This window comes from Streptomyces sp. NPDC005799 (assembly GCF_040630525.1).
GTDB classification, from domain to species: Bacteria; Actinomycetota; Actinomycetes; order Streptomycetales; family Streptomycetaceae; genus Streptomyces; species Streptomyces griseorubiginosus_B.
Genome location: NZ_JBEXXQ010000039.1, coordinates 66,618 through 84,636 on the forward strand (window position 1 = coordinate 66,618; position 18,019 = coordinate 84,636).

The following is an 18,019-nucleotide window of genomic DNA, read 5'->3' on the forward strand; positions in this document are numbered from 1 at the left end:
TCCCTTGTGTCGGGTTTGTCTGATTAGCGCGTATCGTCGCCGCATGCCCACGCCATACGGATCCCGCGGCGGCATGGCGTTCGGCACGGAGGAGCTGCGTGTGCTCCGCCGCGCCCTCGCCCTCGCCCTCCACCCCCGCCCCGCCTCCGCCGAGGACGTCCAGGACTGTCTCCGGCTCGCCGAGTCGCTCGACGAGGCGATGCGCGAGGGGGCCAGGCTGCGGGCGTTCCTGGTGGCCGATCTCGGCCGCTACCGCGCCGCGCTGCCCGGAACCGCCGCCGGCTATCTCACCCTGCTCGAGGAGGCACTGGCCGCCGGTTACCGGCCGCAGCCCGACGACCTCGCCGCCCTGCGCGCGCTGCGGGGCAACCCGGTCGCCGCGCTCCTGCTGGAGCGCTGCCAGGTCCTCGCCGAACAGGACGTACGAGCCCGTCTGGCGCGTGGTGCGACCCGTACGGCCCCCGTGACCGTCCCCGCCTCCCGCACGCGCCTGACGGCCCTCCCCGGCGGCCTCTCGGCCCACCCGGGCCCCGGGACCACCGCCCCGGTCGCCGACGTCGGCCAGGACCCGGCGAGCAAGCCCGAGAAGAAGCCCGCGCAGAAGCCGGCCCCCGAGCCCGCCCCGGCCGCCCCGAAGCCGGCCCGCCCCATCCCCACCCCGGGCGAGGTCTTCCCCCGCCGCAAGCCCACCCCACCACCCCCGGCGAACCCGCCACAGCAACTCGCCGCAGTCTGACCCCTCCGCCCCGGCGAACCCGCCACAGCAACTCGCCGCAGTCTGACCCCTCCGCCCCGGCGAACCCGCCGCAGCAGCACCGCGGTCTGACGTCGCTGTCCCGGCGGGCCTGGGGGCAGCGGTTCGCCGTGGTGTGGCGTGTCGGTCCCGGCGGGTCTGGGCAGGGGTTCGCCGCGGTGTGCCCCCTCCGCCCCGGCGGACTCGCCGTAGCGGCTCGCCGTGGTTCGCGCCCTGCACGCCCTGCGAGCCTGCCGCGGCAGGCCGACGTCGTCCGAGTCCGTCGTGGGTCTGCTCGAGACGCTTGTCCGACCCCGCCCCGGTTGTCCGGCGGGCGCTGGTTACTCTGGATCCATGGACTACGTCTCCGCGCTCGTTCCGCCCGTCGTAATGGCCGTGTTCTTCATCGGGCTGATCAGGGTGATCGTGAAGACCCAGGGCGGGGCCAACAAGGCCAAGGAGGACGCGGCGGTCGACGCGGCCATCGCGCGCGCGGAGGCCGCCCAGCAGACCTCCGTCAAGACCGACGGCTGAGCGGCCCGCCCCCGCTTCCCCGGCGTACGGCTCGCGCCTCCGAGTCGTACGCCCTTTTTGTTGCCGTTTGCCAGTGAAAGCGCACGTCCGGCACGCGAATGCGGAGTTCTCCCACTATTGTGCTGAGCTGTGCCTCGCCCATTGGGAGAACTCGAAGACGCGGTCATGACGCGGGTGTGGAAGTGGAACCGCCCGGTGACCGTTCGAGAAGTCCTGGAAGACCTTCAGCAGGAACGGTCCATCGCCTACACCACGGTGATGACCGTTTTGGACAATCTCCATCAGAAGGGCTGGGTGCGCCGTGAGGCGGAAGGCCGGGCCTATCGATATGAGGCGGTCTCCACCCGGGCCGCCTACGCCGCCGCCCTGATGAACGACGCCTGGTCCCAGAGTGACAACCCCGCGGCCGCTCTCGTCGCCTTCTTCGGGATGATGAGCGAGGAACAGCGCCAGGCCCTGCGAGACGCCGTACGGATCGTGCAAGGGCCGGAACAGCCGGCGGAAACGCCCGAACCCCCGGATGGCGAGGAGAACCCCGGCTCCGCACCGGGCGGCGACGGGCGATAGCGTCCGCTCATGTCAGCAGCAAGCCCCGAAGGTCCCGAAGTCAGCACTAAAGCCATCACCGTCCGGCGGGCCCGTACCAGCGATGTCCCGGCCGTGCGCCGTCTCCTTGACGCCTACGTCCGCGGTGGCATCCTGCTCGACAAAGCGACCGTCACTCTTTACGAGGACATCCAGGAGTTCTGGGTCGCCGAACGCGACGACAACGCCGAGGTGGTCGGCTGCGGCGCGCTGCACGTGATGTGGGAAGACCTCGCGGAAGTGCGCACTCTCGCGGTGAAGCCCGGTCTGAAGGGCGCCGGCGTCGGCCACCAGTTGCTGGAGAAGTTGCTGCACACCGCGCGCTGGCTGGGCGTTCGCCGCGTTTTCTGTCTCACCTTCGAAGTGGACTTCTTCGGCAAGCACGGCTTCGTCGAGATCGGTGAGACGCCCGTCGACACGGATGTCTACGCGGAGCTGTTGCGTTCCTATGACGAGGGCGTCGCGGAGTTCCTCGGTCTCGAACGGGTGAAACCCAACACCTTGGGCAACAGCCGGATGCTTCTGCATCTGTGATCACCGATCACTGCTGAGTATTCGACGGCCTCCCGTGCCCACGTTCCCTATGTCCGAAACGCGCATCTTCCCTGGCAGTCGTGGACTGCCCTCCCGCTGTCCAGGGGTTTGTGTTTTTCCGGCAAAAGCGGTTTGCTTTCCGACGTACTGCAGTACTGCATATAACAGGGGACGGCGAAACGGCGGACGCCGCAGACCCCCGGCCCTCAAGTTTTGGATGAAAGGAAATCCGGTGGCACAGAAGGTTCAGGTCCTTCTTGTCGACGACCTCGACGGCGGCGAGGCGGACGAGACCGTCACGTTCGCGTTGGACGGCAAGACGTACGAGATCGATCTCACGACCGCCAATGCGGACAAGCTTCGCGGCCTTCTCGAGCCTTACGTGAAGGGTGGTCGGCGTACCGGAGGCCGCTCTTCGGGTGGGCGCGGAAAGGCGCGCACGACTTCCGGAGGCAGCCAGGACACCGCGCAGATCCGCGCGTGGGCCAAGGAGAACGGTTACGAGGTCAACGACCGCGGCCGTGTTCCGGCGTCCATTCGCGAGGCCTACGAGAAGGCCAACGCCTGATCACCGGCCCGGGAAGGGGCTTCCGGCCGCGCACACGCGCGTCGCAGCCACAGCCGGTGGCACCGCGTTGCCACCGTGTTCACGAGTCGTACGAGATCGGGGGCGCCCCCACCGCCCCCCAGGGCCGACAGTGTCGGCAGCGAGGCCTCGACCTCGCACCCCGGCCCGGGGGGCCGCAGCCACACGGCGGCCCCCTGCAGGGAGCCCGTGCGGCCTCGGGGGAGCCGTAGGGCCCCTTCCAGACGCCGGGCATCTCCCAGGCGCCGGGCCTCTTCCGGCCGCTGGGCCGCTCCGAGTCGTACCGCCCCCTCGGGCGGCAATGGCGCGTCCATGACTCCGCCCTCGCCGGTCGCCGTCAGATCCAGCGCCAGCGGGCCCCACTCCAGCCACTCCAGCAGGCCCGGCAGTTCCTCGGCGCTGCCCGCCGCCACGAGCAGTCGCATCCTGTTGCCGCACACCGCGACCGGTGACGCCGGCGCGAGATGGCGCAGGCCCGCCCGGCCCGCCTCGGCCGGGACCTCCAGGACGTCGAAGCGTTCCCCCACCCGCAGCCGTACCGGATCTCCCCGATCTCCCGGATCTGCCGGATTCCGTGGATCCGCGGGCACCGTCGGCCACCCCAGTTCGTTCTCGTACCAACGGCGGACATGATCGCCGGAAGCGTCGGCCGGATCGGGCGGCCGCCGGGGAAGCGGCAAGGCGGTGCGGTCCGTCGGGAGCGAGGGAGGTGTTGCCTGTGAGCGGCTGCCAAGCATGTGCATCCCAACCGCCGAATAGCCCTGAGAGTTACGCTGGGTGCTCTCGCGCGTGCGCAGAGTGCCGGAAAAGGGGGCGTGCGGGGGTGCGGCGGAGAGCAAGGTTGTTCGCCCATAGCGGAGGGATGGGGGGCGTACGGCATGGAGTGTCAGTGCGAGCGGGTAAGACATCCCTAGTGGGAGGGGGCGACACGCAGGGCAGGGCGTCTCACGTTCGCCATCGGCGTACTGATGGTGAGGGTAACTGCCTGGCCTGCGGGAACATCGTCTCGCACCATCGGGTTGGAGCAGATGTCGGCGTGAGCGGGGTCAGGAGGCCATCGACGGTGTCGGCAGTTGGAATGAGCGGTCCCCGCTTGCGGGACTAAGCTGCGGAAGGACAGGGAGGGGAAGTTCCCCCCACTGCCTGACCGCTCTGAGGAGCGATTAACGATGTTCGAGAGGTTCACCGACCGCGCGCGGCGGGTTGTCGTCCTGGCTCAGGAAGAAGCCCGGATGCTCAACCACAACTACATCGGCACCGAGCACATCCTCCTGGGCCTGATCCACGAGGGTGAGGGTGTCGCCGCCAAGGCCCTTGAGAGCCTCGGGATTTCGCTCGAGGCGGTCCGCCAGCAGGTGGAGGAGATCATCGGCCAGGGCCAGCAGGCCCCGTCCGGGCACATCCCCTTCACCCCCCGTGCCAAGAAGGTCCTGGAGCTGTCGCTCCGCGAGGCCCTTCAGCTGGGCCACAACTACATCGGCACGGAGCACATCCTGCTCGGCCTGATCCGTGAGGGCGAGGGCGTCGCCGCCCAGGTCCTGGTCAAGCTGGGCGCTGATCTCAACCGGGTGCGGCAGCAGGTCATCCAGCTGCTCTCCGGCTACCAGGGCAAGGAGACCGCCACCGCCGGCGGGCCTGCCGAGGGCACCCCCTCGACGTCCCTGGTCCTCGACCAGTTCGGCCGGAACCTCACCCAGGCCGCTCGTGAGTCCAAGCTCGACCCGGTCATCGGGCGCGAGAAGGAGATCGAGCGGGTCATGCAGGTGCTGTCCCGCCGTACCAAGAACAACCCGGTCCTGATCGGTGAGCCCGGCGTCGGCAAGACCGCCGTCGTCGAGGGCCTCGCCCAGGCCATCGTCAAGGGCGAGGTGCCCGAGACCCTCAAGGACAAGCACCTCTACACCCTGGACCTCGGCGCGCTGGTCGCCGGCTCCCGCTACCGCGGTGACTTCGAGGAGCGCCTGAAGAAGGTGCTCAAGGAGATCCGCACCCGCGGCGACATCATCCTGTTCATCGACGAGCTGCACACGCTGGTCGGTGCGGGTGCCGCCGAGGGCGCCATCGACGCCGCTTCGATCCTGAAGCCGATGCTGGCCCGCGGTGAGCTGCAGACCATCGGTGCGACCACGCTGGACGAGTACCGCAAGCACCTGGAGAAGGACGCGGCCCTGGAGCGCCGCTTCCAGCCCATCCAGGTCGCGGAGCCGTCCCTGCCGCACACGATCGAGATCCTCAAGGGTCTCCGTGACCGGTACGAGGCCCACCACCGTGTCTCCATCACGGACGAGGCGCTGGTGCAGGCCGCGACGCTGGCCGACCGGTACATCTCGGACCGCTTCCTGCCGGACAAGGCGATCGACCTGATCGACGAGGCCGGTTCCCGGATGCGCATCCGCCGGATGACCGCGCCGCCGGACCTGCGCGAGTTCGACGAGAAGATCGCCGGTGTGCGCCGGGACAAGGAGTCCGCGATCGACTCGCAGGACTTCGAGAAGGCCGCCTCCCTGCGCGACAAGGAGAAGCAGCTCCTGGCCGCCAAGGCCAAGCGGGAGAAGGAGTGGAAGGCCGGCGACATGGACGTCGTCGCCGAGGTCGACGGCGAGCTGATCGCCGAGGTCCTCGCCACCGCCACCGGCATCCCGGTCTTCAAGCTGACCGAGGAGGAGTCCTCGCGTCTGCTGCGCATGGAGGACGAGCTCCACAAGCGGGTCATCGGCCAGGTCGACGCCGTCAAGGCGCTGTCGAAGGCGATCCGTCGTACGCGTGCGGGTCTGAAGGACCCGAAGCGTCCCGGTGGTTCGTTCATCTTCGCCGGCCCGTCCGGTGTCGGTAAGACCGAGCTGTCCAAGGCGCTCGCCGAGTTCCTCTTCGGTGACGAGGACGCGCTGATCTCCCTCGACATGTCGGAGTTCAGCGAGAAGCACACGGTGTCGCGTCTCTTCGGTTCGCCCCCCGGCTACGTGGGCTACGAAGAGGGCGGCCAGCTGACCGAGAAGGTCCGCCGCAAGCCGTTCTCCGTCGTCCTCTTCGACGAGGTCGAGAAGGCCCATCCGGACATCTTCAACTCGCTGCTGCAGATCCTGGAGGACGGTCGCCTGACCGACTCCCAGGGCCGGGTCGTGGACTTCAAGAACACGGTCATCATCATGACGACCAACCTCGGCACCCGGGACATCTCCAAGGGCTTCAACCTGGGCTTCGCGGCCTCGGGTGACACGAAGACCAACTACGAGCGCATGAAGAACAAGGTCCAGGACGAGCTCAAGCAGCACTTCCGGCCCGAGTTCCTCAACCGCGTCGACGACGTGGTCGTCTTCCCGCAGCTGACCCAGACCGACATCCTCGCGATCGTCGACCTGATGGTCGGCAAGGTGGACGAGCGCCTCAAGGACCGGGACATGGGCATCGAGCTCTCCCAGTCCGCCAAGGAGCTGCTCTCGCAGAAGGGTTACGACCCCGTGCTGGGTGCCCGGCCGCTGCGCCGCACCATCCAGCGTGAGATCGAGGACACCCTCTCGGAGAAGATCCTCTTCGGCGAGCTGCGCCCCGGTCACATCGTGGTCGTGGACACGGAGGGCGAGGGCGAGACCAAGACCTTCACCTTCCGCGGCGAGGAGAAGTCGGCCCTGCCGGACGTCCCGCCGATCGAGCAGGCGGCCGGCGGCGCCGGTCCGAACCTGAGCAAGGAGGCGTAAGCCTCACGGCGACGCCCCAAGGGGCCGGTGCTTTCGGGCACCGGCCCCTTTCGCTTGCCCGAGGAATGCTGCGGCTACGACAACTGGCCGTCGTAGTCCGGCAGTTTGAAGGTCTTGTCGGCGTGGCCGCCCGAGAGGTCGGTGGCGCTGTTGCCGATGTTGGCGATGATGTCGTAGCCCTTGTTCTCGATGTCGACGCGCTGGGCGGTCTTGTAGGCGGCGACATCCTTGAAGAGGTCGAAGAAGCCGCGGACGTAGAGGCCGGAGACCTGGTAGCCGTCGTAGTCGAGGTTGTACTCGGTGGGCGCGGCGATGATGCCGGGGCGGGCCGTGACGAAGAACAGGGAGACGCCGTGCTCCTGGGCGTACTTCGCGACGTTCAGGACCGGCTTGTTGGCCGGCTGCGGGTAGCTGAAGCCGAAGTCGGTCTCCAGCGTGGTGTTGTCGATGTCGAAGACGATCGCCTGCTTCTCGCCGGACGCGGCCGCGGCGACGCGCTGCTGGATGTAGGGCAGTGCCTGGTCCATCACGGTCTGGCAGTCCTTCTGCCAGGTGGCGTAGTCGACCTTCGCGGTGCTCGTGGCCGCGTTGGCGGGAGCGCCAAGGGCCAGCAGGGCCGAGGCGGAGACTGCGATGACGGCGGTGCGGCGCGCCCAGGGGCGTCGTCTTGTCATGGGGGGTCCTCTCGCGTCCGTATGTCGTTGTCCTGTGCATGTTCGAGGGCGAGGGTGGCGCGAGGGGAACCGTAGGGTTACTGGCCGGTAAGTGGCCAGAGATGTGCGTCACATGGAGCGGAGATTTCCGTCAGGCCTTGTGGCGGCTACCGGTGACATGAGGCACAGGCGATTTGTCCGTTACTAGCGCTGATAGTGGGATGTCATCGCTTTCGCTCCGGCGTGGAATGGGATTTTCGCCAGCCATTACTAGAGAACGCCGTAGATGCCCTGTTTTGGGCTTTGTGGGGGTCCGGGTTACCAAGGGATGGCCCATCCGGCGGACGTCGTGCGTCGGGTGGTTTTCTCTGTCGCCGACCCCCCGAGGTTTCGATGTCCCTGCGTGTCCCGTTCCGTTCTTCCCGTACGTCCCCGTTGCGCACCCGTGCGGCCGTCCTGGCCGCCGGTCTCGGGGCGTCGGTCGTGCTGGGGGCGGGAGTCGCGGTCGCCGCCGACACCACCGCCGCCTCCAGTGCCGCGAGCGCCGTCCAGGCCCAGGCCGCCGCGCAGGCCAAGGCCGCCAAGACCGCCGAGGTCGCCGCCGCCAAGGCCGCGGCCAAGGAGAAGGCCGCCGCCAAGGCCGCGGCCGCTGCCAAGGCCAGGGCGGCCGCGGCCAAGAAGGCCGCTGCCGCGAAGAAGGCCGCGTCCTGGGTCCACCCGGTGCGCAAGTACACGCTGTCCGCGAAGTTCGCCCAGGCCGGCAACATGTGGCAGCACACCCACAGCGGGCAGGACTTCGCCGTCCCCAGCGGCACCGACGTAGTCGCCGCCCACGGCGGCACCGTGGTCAAGGCCGGCGGCAACGGCGCCGGTGACGGACCCGCGTACGGCAACGCCATCGTGATCAAGCACGGCAACGGCACCTACTCGCAGTACGCCCACCTGTCCCGCATCGACGTCAAGGTCGGCCAGATCGTCCGCACCGGCCAGCACATAGCCCGGTCCGGCAACACCGGCAACTCCACCGGCCCGCACCTGCACTTCGAGATCCGCAGGACCGCCGACTACGGCTCGGCGATCGACCCGGTGGCGTTCCTGCGGGCCAAGGGGCTCAGCCTCTAAGGGCCTCTAAGGGGCCTCCACCGGCGGGTGCGTACCCGCGTGGGCCTGGGCCACCAGGTCCCACGCGACCTCCAGCACCGCCTGGTTCTTCTCCTCGTCGGTGCCCGGCAGGTCGTTGAGCGCGAACATCCCGGCGTGCATCGTGAAGACCGCGCTGACGCAGCGGATCTGGTCCACGAGGGAGGCGTCCGGGTCCACGAGGATGTCCCGCATCCCCATCATGCGGTGGCGGAACATCTCGCCGATGCGCAGCTCCTTCACCGTCCCCTGGTTCTCCTGCATGAAGCGGAAGAGCGGGCGGGCCTCGGACAGCGCCTCGTGATACCGGTGGATGATCTCCTGCTTGGTCTCCAGCGTGTGCGGCTGCCCCTTGCCCCACTCGATCAGGTCCCCGATGGGCTGGGAGAGATCCTCGAAGATGCTGACGAGGATCTCTTCCTTCGTCTTGAAGTGGTAGTACAGCGCCGCCTTGGTGACGTCCAGGCGCTCGGCGATCTCGCGCAGCGAGGTCTTCTCATAGCCCTGTTCGGCGAAGAGTTCGAGCGCCACGTCCTGGATGCGCTGGCGAGTGTCTCCGCGGCGCTGCCGCTTGGTGCCGTCCATCGTGCCGCCCATTGTCGCGCTCCTCACGCCCCCTGCTGACTTACTTGCCGCCCGACTAGTAAACTTACTTGACGCCCGGCTAGTTACGGGTCTACCTTCCTCAGTGTAGTCAACTAGCCGGGCGGCAAGTAAGTGGCCGGTCGGGGGGAAGTACCGCAGTACGTATAGGGGAGTGGGCATGATGGCGGACACAGAGACGGTCGAGACCAAGCCGGACAAACAGCCGAAGAGCGTGCGCGTGGTGCTGCTGGCGCTCATGATCACCATGATGCTGGCGATGCTCGACAACATGATCGTCGGCACCGCGATGCCGACCATCGTGGGCGAGCTCGGCGGCCTGGAGCACCTGTCCTGGGTGGTGACGGCGTACACGCTGGCCACCGCTGCGGCGACCCCGGTCTGGGGCAAGCTCGGTGACATGTTCGGGCGCAAGACCACGTTCATGACCTCGATCGTGATCTTCCTGATCGGCTCCGCGCTCAGCGGCATGGCGCAGAACATGGGCGAGCTGATCGGCTTCCGGGCCGTGCAGGGTCTGGGCGCCGGAGGTCTGATGGTCGGCGTCATGGCGATCATCGGTGACCTGATCCCGCCGCGGGAACGGGGCAAGTACCAGGGCATGATGGCCGGCGTCATGGCCATCGCGATGATCGGCGGACCGCTGGTCGGCGGCACCATCACCGACAACTGGGGCTGGCGCTGGGCGTTCTACATCAACCTGCCGCTCGGCGTGGTCGCGCTCGGTCTGATCAGCGCGGTGCTGCACCTGCCGAAGAAGCGGTCCAAGGCAGGCATCGACTACCTCGGCGTGGTCCTGCTGACGGTCGGCATCACCGCCATCGTCCTCGTCACCACCTGGGGCGGCTCCGAGTACTCCTGGACCTCCGCGCGGATCATGGAGCTGATCGGCATCGGTGTGGCCGCGCTGATCGGGTTCGTGTTCTGGCAGACGAAGGCTGCCGAGCCGGTCGTACCGCTGCACATCTTCCGCAGCCGAAACTTCACGCTGATGTCGATCATCGGCTTCATCACCGGTTTCGTGATGTTCGGCGCGACGCTGTACCTGCCGCTGTACCAGCAGTCGGTGCAGGGCGCCTCCGCGACCAACTCCGGTCTGCTCCTGCTGCCGATGCTCGGCGCGATGCTGGTCACCTCCATGGTGGCCGGGCGCGTGACCACCAACACCGGTCGCTACAAGATCTTCCCGGTCGTCGGCAGCGCCCTGATGATCGTCGGGCTGTACCTGCTGTCCACCATGGACACCGGCACCTCGCGGTTCACCTCCGGTGTGTTCATGGCGGTCGTCGGTCTGGGCATGGGTTGCCTGATGCAGGTCACCATGCTGGTCGCGCAGAACAGCGTCGAGATGAAGGACATGGGCGTGGCGTCCTCCTCGACCACCCTGTTCCGGACGCTCGGCTCCTCCTTCGGCGTCGCGATCATGGGCGCGTTGTTCAACAACCGGGTCCAGCACGTGATGGCCGAGCGGGCCGGGTCCCTGGGCGCGAAGATCACCGAGAAGTCGGCGTCGCTGGACGCGAAGAGCCTGGCGAAGCTGCCGGCGGTGGCCCGCGAGGCGTACCAGCACGCGGTGTCCGCGGGCACCCACTGGGCGTTCCTGCTCGGCTCCGTGGTGGCCGTGGTCGCGCTGATCGCGGCGGTGTTCGTGAAGGAGGTCGCGCTGCGGGGAGCGGGACCGAAGCCGGAGGGTTCGGGCGAGGACGCCGCGGTGCAGCCGCAGGTCGTCGAGGCCGTGTGATCCGACAGTGAGCCGAAGGCCCCCGGATGGTGTCCGCCCCGGGGGCCTTCGTCATGCCCGCGGCCGTGGGGGCCGTTGTCCGGGGCGACGTCTCCATGGGGGACATGAGGTGGATCACCGTCGGCGCCAAGGACCAGCCGGGCGTCGAGCTCGCCCTGATGAGCCTCGACGGGCCGGGGCTCGACCCGGAGTCGGCCGAGGCGCTGAAGAAGCTCGTCAGCAAGGGGGTGCTGGGGGCGGGGGCGTTCCGTACCGACGACTGCCGCGGTGACTACGAGACCTTCAGGGCGAGGGTCGTCGAGTTCCTCCAGGCGCCGCAGGAGCGGCCGTACGGCATCGAGGCGGTCTTCCGTGACGACAGCGGCAACTGGTACTCGCTGACCGAGCGCAGCGAGGAGCTCGGCTTCTCGAAGGACTTCGGGTGAGCGCCGAGGAGCGGGCGCCGGAGCACACCGCCGTGCGGGTCGCGCTGTGGCGGGCCCTGCATCTGCGGGCCGACGCGCCGCCGCACGTCGTCGAGGACGAGGTCGGACTGCGGATCGCGGATCCGGGGGACGGGTGGCGGGAGCGGCCCGACATGGACGTAGACGCCACGCGCCGCACCCGGGCATCGATCGTGGCCCGGGCCGGGCGGCGGACGGGGTCGGTCAGTACGTCGTCCTCGGCGCCGGGCTGGACATCTTCGCCCAGCGACGGGCGGAGGTCGCCACCCGGTACGGGCTGCGGGTCTTCGAGGTCCACCAGCCCGGTCCGCAGGCCTGGAAGCGGCAGCGGCTGGCGGAGCTCGGTCTCGACGTCCCGGAGTGGCTGTACTTCGTGCCCGTCGACTTCGAGGGGGACTGGTGGGGGCGGTTGCGCGAGGCCGGGTTCGATCCGGGGCGGCCGGCGGTGGTGGCCTCGGCCGGCGTCATCATGTACCTCAGCGAGGAGGCGATCGCCGCGACTTTCCGCCTCGTCGCCGGGCTCGCGGCGGGGTCGGTCCTCGTCACGACCTTCCTGCGGCCCGTCGAGGACGTCGAGCCCGATCAGCAGGCACAGCTCCGGGTGGCGATGAAGGGGGCCCGAGCAGCCGGCACCCCGTTCCTCACCTTCTGCAAACCCGAGCAGATCCTCGCGCTGGCCCGCGAGGCGGGCTTCCGGGAGACCCGGCACGTGTCGGCGGCGGAGCTGGAGAAGCGGTACTTCGCGGACCGGACGACGGGGTACGGCCGTCACGCGGGGAGGAGCTGCTGGTCGCCGGGACGTGAGAGGACGGTCAGCGGGACCCCGGGTGCTGGACCGCGACGGGGCCCTGACCTACGGCAGCAGCGGATAGCTGCCCGTGCTCGTCGGCGCGTGTTCCGGGAGCCAGAGGACGGCCACCGCGCCCTCCGCCGGGACGTGGGCCGGGGCGCCCGCAGGGCGGACGTTGCGGAAGGTCAGGCGGGCGCCCAGGACCCGGGCCTGGCCCGACGCGATGGTCAGCCCCAGCCCGTGGCCGTGCCCGGCGCGGTCGGCGCTGCCCGTGCGGAAGCGGCTCGGGCCATCCGCGAGCAGGTCGGCGGGGAAACCGGGCCCGTGGTCGCGCACGCGGATGACGCGGCCCTCGACGGTGACCTGGATGGGCGGCTTGCCGTGCCGGGCGGCGTTGGCGAGCAGGTTGAACAGGACCCGCTCCAGTCGGCGCGGGTCGGTCGTGACCATCGACTCGTGCACCACCCGCACCTCGACGTCCGGGTCCTTGGCCGCCACCCGCCGGGCGACGAACTCGCCGAGTATCAGGTCCTGCAACTCGGCCCGCTCGGAGGCCCCGTCGAGCCGGGCCACCTCCAGGACGTCCTCGACGAGCGTGCGCATGGCCTTCGCCCGGTCCAGGACCAGCTCGGTCGGACGGCCGGGCGGGAGGAGTTCGGCGGCGGTGAGCAGACCCGTCACCGGTGTGCGCAGCTCGTGCGCGATGTCGGCGGTCACCCGGCGCTCCGCCTCCAGCCGCTGCTGCAGCGCGTCCGCCATGGCGTCCACCGCGCTCGCGAGGTCGTCGGTCTCGTCCCGTACGACCCCGCCGATCGCGTCCCGCACCCGGACGTCCGGCTCGCCCCGGGCGACCTGGTTGGCCGCGGCCGCCGCCTTGCGCAGCCGCCGCGAGAGCTGTCCGCCGATGAGCACTCCGAGCGCGCTGCCGCCGAGGACGACCGCGATGGAGCCGATGACCAGGGCCTGGTCGAGGTCGTTGAGGATGTCCGTGCTGCGGTCGGTCCACCCGGTGTGCAGCGACAGCACATGCCCGCCCTTGACCGGCACGGCCGCCCAGATGTCCGGAACGCCGTTGCGCCGGTCGGTGACGTAGGTCGCCCGGCGCCCCTGCTCGACCTTCTCCCGCAGCGGCGACGGCAGGTCCGGGGCGTCCTGCTGGACGTTGGGGAAGTTCACCCGGCCGGACAGCTCGTAGCTGCGCTGGGCGATCTGGAGCCGCTCGTCCGCCAGGTCGCGCGCGTTGTCCAGCATCGAGACCCGGGCCGCGTTGTGCACGACCAGGCTCAGCGCGATCGCGACCAGCGCCCCGACGAGCGCGATGGCCGCGCTGAGTTTCCAGCGCAGCCCGGTACTGAGGTTCCAGCGCAGCCTCGCACGGACACCGCCCGTGTCGTCGCCCGTCCCCGGGTTCCGGAATATCCCCCGCATGTCCTCGATGTCCCCGCTCAGGCCTTCAACTTGTAGCCGAAGCCGCGGACCGTCTCGATCCGGTCCTGGCCGACCTTCGTACGCAACCGCTGCACATGGACGTCCACCACCCGCGTGTCCCCGCCCCAGCCGTAGTCCCACACCCGCTCCAGCAGCTTGTCGCGCGACAGGACCGTGCCCGGCGCGGAGGAGAACTCCAGCAGCAGCCGCATCTCGGTCGGGGTCAGCCCCACCGGCTGCCCGGCCCGGCGCACCTCCATGCCCTCGGTGTCGATCTCCAGTTCGCCGAAGGTCAGCACCCCGCCGGAGACCGTGGGGGCGTGGTCGTCGCCCCTGTCCCCGCCGCCGGCGTGCCCGAAGCGCCGTAGCACCGCGCGTATCCGCGCTACCAGGACCGCTCCGTCGAAGGGCTTGGTCACATAGTCGTCGGCGCCCGCCTCCAGGCCCAGGACCACGTCGATGGAGTCGGCCCGTGCCGACAGCATGATCACCGGCACGGTCGACTCGTCCCGTATACGGCGGCACAGGCTGACGCCGTCGAGGCCGGGCACCATGACGTCGAGCAGCGCGATGTCGGGCTGGTCCGCCCGGAACGCCTCCAGGCCCGACAGGCCGTCGGGCATCGCGGTGACCGCGAAGCCGTCCCGCTCGAGGGCGAGCTGGGTGGCCTCGCGGATGACGTCGTCGTCCTCGACGAACAGGACGTGGGTCTGGTCTGCCATCCCGGTGCTCTCAGTTCTCGTGTCGGTCGTGGCGTACGTACTGCTGGTGGATCGTCCCGAGCGGGCCGAACGGTTCACGAGCGTCACTTCGACGGCGAGGCGCCGCTCCCGACGGCGTTGCTGTAGTCGTTGTGCGTGCGGTACTCCTCGGTGAAGCGGCCCGCGGCCCAGCGATACGTGATCACGTTCTCGCCGGACGGACTCGACACCGGGTCACCCTTCTCGTACACCTGTTTGGTCACCACCAGGTCGCCGCGGTCTATTTCCGCGTAGACCGGAGGTTCCTCGGCCTGGAACACATTCTCGTACCGACCGTCCTGCTCGCGATACACATATGAGCCGACCCCGACGGCGTCACTGCAGGTCAGCACATTCACCACGATGTCGTCCGAAGGGCTTCCGGTCAGTTCTCCGTACGACACGTCGACCGGGTACTCGTCGGCCACGCAGGGCTTCAGCTCGCGCTTGACCTCCGCCGAGACCTGCGGATCGTCCTTGACCAGCTTGACCGCGTCCACGCGCGCGGTCCGGGAGGGAGCGGGGGCGGGTTTGGGCGTGGCCGCGGCGCCGGCCACCGAGTCGGCGTGCGCCGGGCCCTCGTCGCGCGCGCCGGTGCCGCCGGTGGCGCAGGCGGAGGCGAAAAGGCCGAGGGCGGCGAGCACGGCCACCGCCGTGAACGCCGCCTGCAGGGTTGCCCGGTCCCGGGGGGACCGCCCCGTGCCGGTCAGGCCGCCGTGCAACGCTCCCGCTCCTCACGCTCCAGCGCGCGTGCGTCCAGGTCACGGCTCTCCAGCTCCTCGCGGAGTCGGGCGAGCGCCCGGTGCAGCGTGCTCTTGACCGTTCCGGCCGACATGCCGAGGGCGGCGGCCGTCTCCTCCGTGGACATCTGCTCCCAGTGTCGCAGTACGACAACACTGCGCTGTTTCGGCGCGAGAACTTTCATGATGTCCATAAGAAGCGCGCGGTCCGCGTGCTGCTCCGTGGCGTCGTCCACGGACGCGTCCGGCAGCTGCTCGGTCGGGACCTCCTCCAGCTTGCGCGCCCGCCACCACTCCGTACGGGTGTTGATCATCACCCGGCGCAGGTAGGCGTCCGCGAGCCGCTTGTCCGCGATGCCCTCCCAGCGGCCGTACGTCCGCACCAGCGCCGTCTGGAGGAGGTCCTGGGCGTCCGTCGGGTCCGGGACCAGCCGACGGGCACTGCGCAGCAGCGCGTCCTGCCGGGTGCGGACGTACTCCTCGAACTCGAGCACCTCGCCCTGCGCCATGTCGAACCGCCTCCTGAATCCCCGTTTCCGCGCGGCCCCTCGCCGGCGGTGTCCTTCGTGGGAATGAAGCTACGGAGGCGTTGTCACGGCGCTGTCCGAGCCAGCACTCGGCTGGCAATCGGCTGTACGTCGGTTGTGTAACGAACGTAGGAACGGGGTAAAGGGGCACACCAGTTGATGGAGTTATCGACCGATTTGGCCCTGCGGTGCCTGTGACGTTACGGCGGGTTACGTCAACGGCAGCCGATACAAACCACCGGGAAGGGGCTCCACGAGTCCGTCCGCGACGAGCCCGTCCAGCGCCCGCGCCCGCTGCACCGGCTCGTGCCACACCCGGTCCAGCACCGCCTGCGGGACGGGCGCGTGGGCCTCGCGCAGCACGGCGAGCAGCTTGCCGCGCACCTGGCGGTCGGTACCGGCGTACGTCTGCCCCTTGCGCGCCGGTCCCTCGTGCTCCGGCTTGCCCGCGAGCCGCCAGGCGCACTGCGCGGCGATCGGGCAGCGGTGACAGGACTCGTTCTTCGCGGTGCACACCAGCGCGCCGAGCTCCATGGAGGCGGCGGCCCAGCGCGAGGCGATGGCCTCGTCCTCGGGCAACAGGGCGCGGGCGAGTTTGCGTTCGGCGGCGGTGGTGGCGTTCGGCGGGTACTGGACGCCGGTGACGGCGCGCGCGAAGACCCGGCGGACGTTGGTGTCGAGTACCGCGTGCCGCTGCCCGTACGCGAAGGAGGCGACGGCCGCGGCCGTGTACTCGCCGATGCCGGGCAGCGCGAGCAGCTGCGCGTGATCTGTGGGTACGTCGCCGCCGTGCCGTTCCGTTATGGCGACCGCGGCGCCGTGCAGCCGCAGGGCGCGGCGCGGGTAGCCGAGCCGGCCCCAGGCGCGGACGGCCTCGCCGGGGGCCTCCTGGGCCAGGTCGGCGGGGCGCGGCCAGCGGGCCAGCCACTGCTCGTAGACCGGCAGGACGCGGCTGACCGGGGTCTGCTGCAGCATGAACTCGCTGACCATCACGCCCCAGGGGCCGGCCTCCGGGCGGCGCCACGGCAGGTCGCGGGCGTGTTCGTCGAACCAGTCGATGACAGGGGAGTGCAGTGCGGTGTGGGGGGCCTGGGTCTCGGGGGTGTTCGTGAGCGCAGTCATGGCCTTCTGATCCTGCCACGGCCCGCCACGGTTGGGCGGCTTTGCCCGGCGCCGGTGGGTGGGTCGCCGATTCCGGGATGATGATCCGGAAAAGTTGACGCAGTGGCGGCGGGTGGGGCAAGCGAACGCACCGATCTCTCGTACAGTTTGCGCCGTGGGATCTCTGCGCAATCCTGTCGGGCCGCTTCCCTCCACCATCTACTGGCGCCGGAGGGTCGTACTGCTGTCCGTCCTCGCCCTGTTGGCGCTGTTGATCACCTGGATCGTGACGTCGGGCGGCGGGGGCGGCAAGAAGGACGACGGCGCGAAGGGCAGGACGCCCGCGCCCACCATCACGGCCGGACCGTCGGGTTCGGGTCCCGCGATCAGCCAGGCGCCCGGCGGGCGGGACGATTCGGGCGGCTCGGGATCCAGCGGTTCGGACTCCGGGGGGAGTTCGGGATCGGGCTCGGACGGCGGGTCCGGTGCCGGGTCGGCGGGTGGCGCCGGTGGTTCCGGTGGTTCCGGTGGTACGGAGGGGTCCGGCGGCGGTGCCGGCGGCTCGGGTACCGGGGCCGGCGTGGGTCAGGGAGACACGATTCCGGCGGGCTCCACGCTGCCCAACTGCACGGCGAGCGCGGTCCGGTTGAGCGTACGCAGCCTGCACAACACCTACGGTCCGGGTGACACGCCCGCACTCCTGCTGACCGCGAGGAACGTCTCCGGGCAGGACTGCAAGGTGAATCTCGGGCCGAAGAGCGCGGTGTTGACGATCTCGCAGTCGGACAGCGGTGGGGACTACTGGTCCTCCGCCGACTGCCCCAGGACCTCCGGCAGCCTGCTCTTCCGTGCACCGGCCGGCAGCAGCATCACGTACACCGTCAAGTGGGACCGCAAGCCGAGCGTCCCCAACTGCGCGACCCCGCCCGCGGGTTCGGCCGGGGCGGGGACGTACCTGGTGGAGCTGACGGCCGCCGGGTTCGGCAAGCAGCAGACCTCGTTCGTCCTGAACGACGACTGAGGCCGGCCGCGGTCTCGGGCCCGGCCGCGTCGAGGCGGGTCAGTTGAGCGCGACCGGCTCCGGGGTGCCGTAGAACGTGACGGCCGGCCATCCGCGGTCGGCCAGGAACTCGTCGAGGGCGTTCGCGACGTCGATGGGATGGACCGCGGTACCCGGCACACTGGTGTCGCAGCTCACGCGGAACACGATCTTCACGCTGCCCGCGCCCTCGCTGTGGACGGTGTCCGGGAGGATGGCCGTCCCGGTGAACTCGGTGTTCGGGAGGATGGCCGTCCCGGTGAACTCGGTGTTCGGGGGGAAGTCGACCGACGACGTCTCGGCGTCGGCGGCCTGTGCCGAGGTGGTGGCGCCCAGTACCGCGCCCGCCGCGGTCGTTCCGGAGCAGCTGAGCAGCGAGCGTCTCGAGATGCTGGTCAAGGCGCCCC

At 69.8% G+C, this 18,019-nt stretch carries 18 protein-coding genes and 2 pseudogenes; 11 read left to right on the forward strand and 9 right to left on the reverse strand.

The window, feature by feature from the left end; translation table 11 throughout:
• Nucleotides 1-73 precede the first annotated feature (73 nt).
• The 5 genes from ABZ453_RS33030 to ABZ453_RS33050 all read left to right on the forward strand — a co-directional run bounded on the left by ABZ453_RS33030 (nucleotide 74) and on the right by ABZ453_RS33050 (nucleotide 2,954).
• Nucleotides 74-736, forward strand: a complete 663-nt coding sequence (locus ABZ453_RS33030) for a hypothetical protein (RefSeq protein WP_359020766.1) — start codon at nucleotides 74-76, stop codon at nucleotides 734-736.
• A 351-nt stretch (nucleotides 737-1,087) separates the two neighbouring features.
• Nucleotides 1,088-1,267, forward strand: coding sequence for a hypothetical protein (locus ABZ453_RS33035; RefSeq protein ID WP_208781243.1), 180 nt, complete (start codon nucleotides 1,088-1,090; stop codon nucleotides 1,265-1,267).
• 129 nt (nucleotides 1,268-1,396) lie between these two features.
• Nucleotides 1,397-1,834: a BlaI/MecI/CopY family transcriptional regulator gene (locus ABZ453_RS33040; protein ID WP_308286606.1), complete on the forward strand. Its 438-nt coding sequence runs from the start codon at nucleotides 1,397-1,399 to the stop codon at nucleotides 1,832-1,834.
• A 9-nt stretch (nucleotides 1,835-1,843) separates the two neighbouring features.
• Nucleotides 1,844-2,386: an amino-acid N-acetyltransferase gene (locus tag ABZ453_RS33045; RefSeq protein ID WP_359020706.1), complete on the forward strand. Its 543-nt coding sequence runs from the start codon at nucleotides 1,844-1,846 to the stop codon at nucleotides 2,384-2,386.
• Nucleotides 2,387-2,618: 232 nt separating this feature from the next.
• Nucleotides 2,619-2,954: an Lsr2 family protein gene (locus ABZ453_RS33050; RefSeq protein WP_359020708.1), complete on the forward strand. Its 336-nt coding sequence runs from the start codon at nucleotides 2,619-2,621 to the stop codon at nucleotides 2,952-2,954.
• Here ABZ453_RS33050 and ABZ453_RS33055 read toward each other — a convergent pair.
• The gene (locus ABZ453_RS33055; protein WP_359020710.1) at nucleotides 2,933-3,709 is read right to left on the reverse strand and encodes an SCO3374 family protein; all 777 of its coding nucleotides are present in this window, start codon (nucleotides 3,707-3,709) and stop codon (nucleotides 2,933-2,935) included. The two genes, ABZ453_RS33050 and ABZ453_RS33055, sit on opposite strands and share 22 nt — an antisense overlap.
• A 432-nt stretch (nucleotides 3,710-4,141) precedes the next feature.
• Between ABZ453_RS33055 and ABZ453_RS33060 the strand changes: the two genes are divergently transcribed.
• Nucleotides 4,142-6,667 (forward strand): ATP-dependent Clp protease ATP-binding subunit, encoded by a 2,526-nt coding sequence (locus ABZ453_RS33060; RefSeq protein ID WP_359020712.1) that lies wholly within the window; start codon nucleotides 4,142-4,144, stop codon nucleotides 6,665-6,667.
• Nucleotides 6,668-6,741: 74 nt separating this feature from the next.
• Here the strand turns inward: ABZ453_RS33060 and ABZ453_RS33065 are convergent, their stop codons facing one another.
• A complete protein-coding gene (locus ABZ453_RS33065) occupies nucleotides 6,742-7,341 on the reverse strand; it encodes an HAD family acid phosphatase (RefSeq protein WP_359020714.1) in 600 nt (199 codons plus the stop codon).
• Nucleotides 7,342-7,713: 372 nt separating this feature from the next.
• On the opposite strand from ABZ453_RS33065, the gene ABZ453_RS33070 reads away from it, so the two are divergent.
• Nucleotides 7,714-8,442 (forward strand): M23 family metallopeptidase, encoded by a 729-nt coding sequence (locus ABZ453_RS33070; RefSeq protein ID WP_359020716.1) that lies wholly within the window; start codon nucleotides 7,714-7,716, stop codon nucleotides 8,440-8,442.
• Nucleotides 8,443-8,448: 6 nt separating this feature from the next.
• Here ABZ453_RS33070 and ABZ453_RS33075 read toward each other — a convergent pair whose 3' ends face one another.
• Nucleotides 8,449-9,057: a TetR/AcrR family transcriptional regulator gene (locus ABZ453_RS33075; protein WP_359020718.1), complete on the reverse strand. Its 609-nt coding sequence runs from the start codon at nucleotides 9,055-9,057 to the stop codon at nucleotides 8,449-8,451.
• Nucleotides 9,058-9,226: 169 nt separating this feature from the next.
• Here ABZ453_RS33075 and ABZ453_RS33080 point away from each other — a divergent pair, with 169 nt between their 5' ends.
• The 3 genes and pseudogenes from ABZ453_RS33080 (at nucleotide 9,227) to ABZ453_RS33090 (ending at nucleotide 12,051) form a co-directional block, all read left to right on the forward strand.
• Entirely contained in the window at nucleotides 9,227-10,804 is a 1,578-nt protein-coding gene (locus ABZ453_RS33080; protein WP_359020768.1) for an MDR family MFS transporter, read from the forward strand.
• A 77-nt stretch (nucleotides 10,805-10,881) separates the two neighbouring features.
• Nucleotides 10,882-11,229: pseudogene (locus ABZ453_RS33085) on the forward strand (VOC family protein); the annotation flags it as partial.
• A pseudogene (locus tag ABZ453_RS33090) lies at nucleotides 11,226-12,051 on the forward strand (class I SAM-dependent methyltransferase). The pseudogenes ABZ453_RS33085 and ABZ453_RS33090, both read left to right, overlap by 4 nt.
• Nucleotides 12,052-12,100: 49 nt before the next feature.
• Here the strand turns inward: ABZ453_RS33090 and cseC are convergent.
• The 5 genes from cseC to ABZ453_RS33115 form a co-directional block, all read right to left on the reverse strand.
• A complete protein-coding gene (gene cseC / locus ABZ453_RS33095) occupies nucleotides 12,101-13,465 on the reverse strand; it encodes a two-component system sensor histidine kinase CseC (protein WP_359020720.1) in 1,365 nt (454 codons plus the stop codon).
• Between the two features lie 17 nt (nucleotides 13,466-13,482).
• Nucleotides 13,483-14,187, reverse strand: coding sequence for a two-component system response regulator CseB (gene cseB, locus ABZ453_RS33100; RefSeq protein ID WP_359020722.1), 705 nt, complete (start codon nucleotides 14,185-14,187; stop codon nucleotides 13,483-13,485).
• 83 nt (nucleotides 14,188-14,270) lie between these two features.
• Nucleotides 14,271-14,927 carry a hypothetical protein gene (locus ABZ453_RS33105; protein WP_359020724.1) on the reverse strand — a complete coding sequence of 219 codons (657 nt, stop codon included), beginning with the start codon at nucleotides 14,925-14,927 and terminating at the stop codon, nucleotides 14,271-14,273.
• Nucleotides 14,912-15,454, reverse strand: coding sequence for a SigE family RNA polymerase sigma factor (locus ABZ453_RS33110; RefSeq protein WP_133044313.1), 543 nt, complete (start codon nucleotides 15,452-15,454; stop codon nucleotides 14,912-14,914). Before ABZ453_RS33110 ends, ABZ453_RS33105 begins: the two co-directional genes overlap by 16 nt.
• A gap of 228 nt (nucleotides 15,455-15,682) precedes the next feature.
• Nucleotides 15,683-16,594, reverse strand: a complete 912-nt coding sequence (locus ABZ453_RS33115; RefSeq protein ID WP_358602398.1) for an A/G-specific adenine glycosylase — start codon at nucleotides 16,592-16,594, stop codon at nucleotides 15,683-15,685.
• 154 nt (nucleotides 16,595-16,748) lie between these two features.
• Between ABZ453_RS33115 and ABZ453_RS33120 the strand changes: the two genes are divergently transcribed.
• Complete coding sequence (locus tag ABZ453_RS33120; protein ID WP_359020726.1) at nucleotides 16,749-17,594, forward strand: hypothetical protein; 846 nt, start codon at nucleotides 16,749-16,751, stop codon at nucleotides 17,592-17,594.
• Nucleotides 17,595-17,633: 39 nt separating this feature from the next.
• Here ABZ453_RS33120 and ABZ453_RS33125 read toward each other — a convergent pair whose 3' ends face one another.
• Nucleotides 17,634-18,011, reverse strand: coding sequence for a hypothetical protein (locus ABZ453_RS33125; RefSeq protein ID WP_359020728.1), 378 nt, complete (start codon nucleotides 18,009-18,011; stop codon nucleotides 17,634-17,636).
• Nucleotides 18,012-18,019: the final 8 nt, after the last annotated feature.

What these genes read in the sequence shown, in the direction of transcription:
- ABZ453_RS33030 (WP_359020766.1), top strand. Translation starts at nt 74, where the DNA reads ATGGCGTTCGGCACGGAGGAGCTGCGTGTGCTCCGCCGCGCCCTCGCC.
- ABZ453_RS33035 (WP_208781243.1), top strand. Translation starts at nt 1,088, where the DNA reads ATGGACTACGTCTCCGCGCTCGTTCCGCCCGTCGTAATGGCCGTGTTC.
- ABZ453_RS33045 (WP_359020706.1), top strand. Translation starts at nt 1,844, where the DNA reads ATGTCAGCAGCAAGCCCCGAAGGTCCCGAAGTCAGCACTAAAGCCATC.
- ABZ453_RS33055 (WP_359020710.1), bottom strand. Translation starts at nt 3,709, where the DNA reads ATGCTTGGCAGCCGCTCACAGGCAACACCTCCCTCGCTCCCGACGGAC.
- ABZ453_RS33060 (WP_359020712.1), top strand. Translation starts at nt 4,142, where the DNA reads ATGTTCGAGAGGTTCACCGACCGCGCGCGGCGGGTTGTCGTCCTGGCT.
- ABZ453_RS33065 (WP_359020714.1), bottom strand. Translation starts at nt 7,341, where the DNA reads ATGACAAGACGACGCCCCTGGGCGCGCCGCACCGCCGTCATCGCAGTC.
- ABZ453_RS33070 (WP_359020716.1), top strand. Translation starts at nt 7,714, where the DNA reads ATGTCCCTGCGTGTCCCGTTCCGTTCTTCCCGTACGTCCCCGTTGCGC.
- ABZ453_RS33075 (WP_359020718.1), bottom strand. Translation starts at nt 9,057, where the DNA reads ATGGGCGGCACGATGGACGGCACCAAGCGGCAGCGCCGCGGAGACACT.
- ABZ453_RS33080 (WP_359020768.1), top strand. Translation starts at nt 9,227, where the DNA reads ATGGCGGACACAGAGACGGTCGAGACCAAGCCGGACAAACAGCCGAAG.
- cseC (WP_359020720.1), bottom strand. Translation starts at nt 13,465, where the DNA reads ATGCGGGGGATATTCCGGAACCCGGGGACGGGCGACGACACGGGCGGT.
- cseB (WP_359020722.1), bottom strand. Translation starts at nt 14,187, where the DNA reads ATGGCAGACCAGACCCACGTCCTGTTCGTCGAGGACGACGACGTCATC.
- ABZ453_RS33110 (WP_133044313.1), bottom strand. Translation starts at nt 15,454, where the DNA reads ATGGCGCAGGGCGAGGTGCTCGAGTTCGAGGAGTACGTCCGCACCCGG.
- ABZ453_RS33115 (WP_358602398.1), bottom strand. Translation starts at nt 16,594, where the DNA reads ATGACTGCGCTCACGAACACCCCCGAGACCCAGGCCCCCCACACCGCA.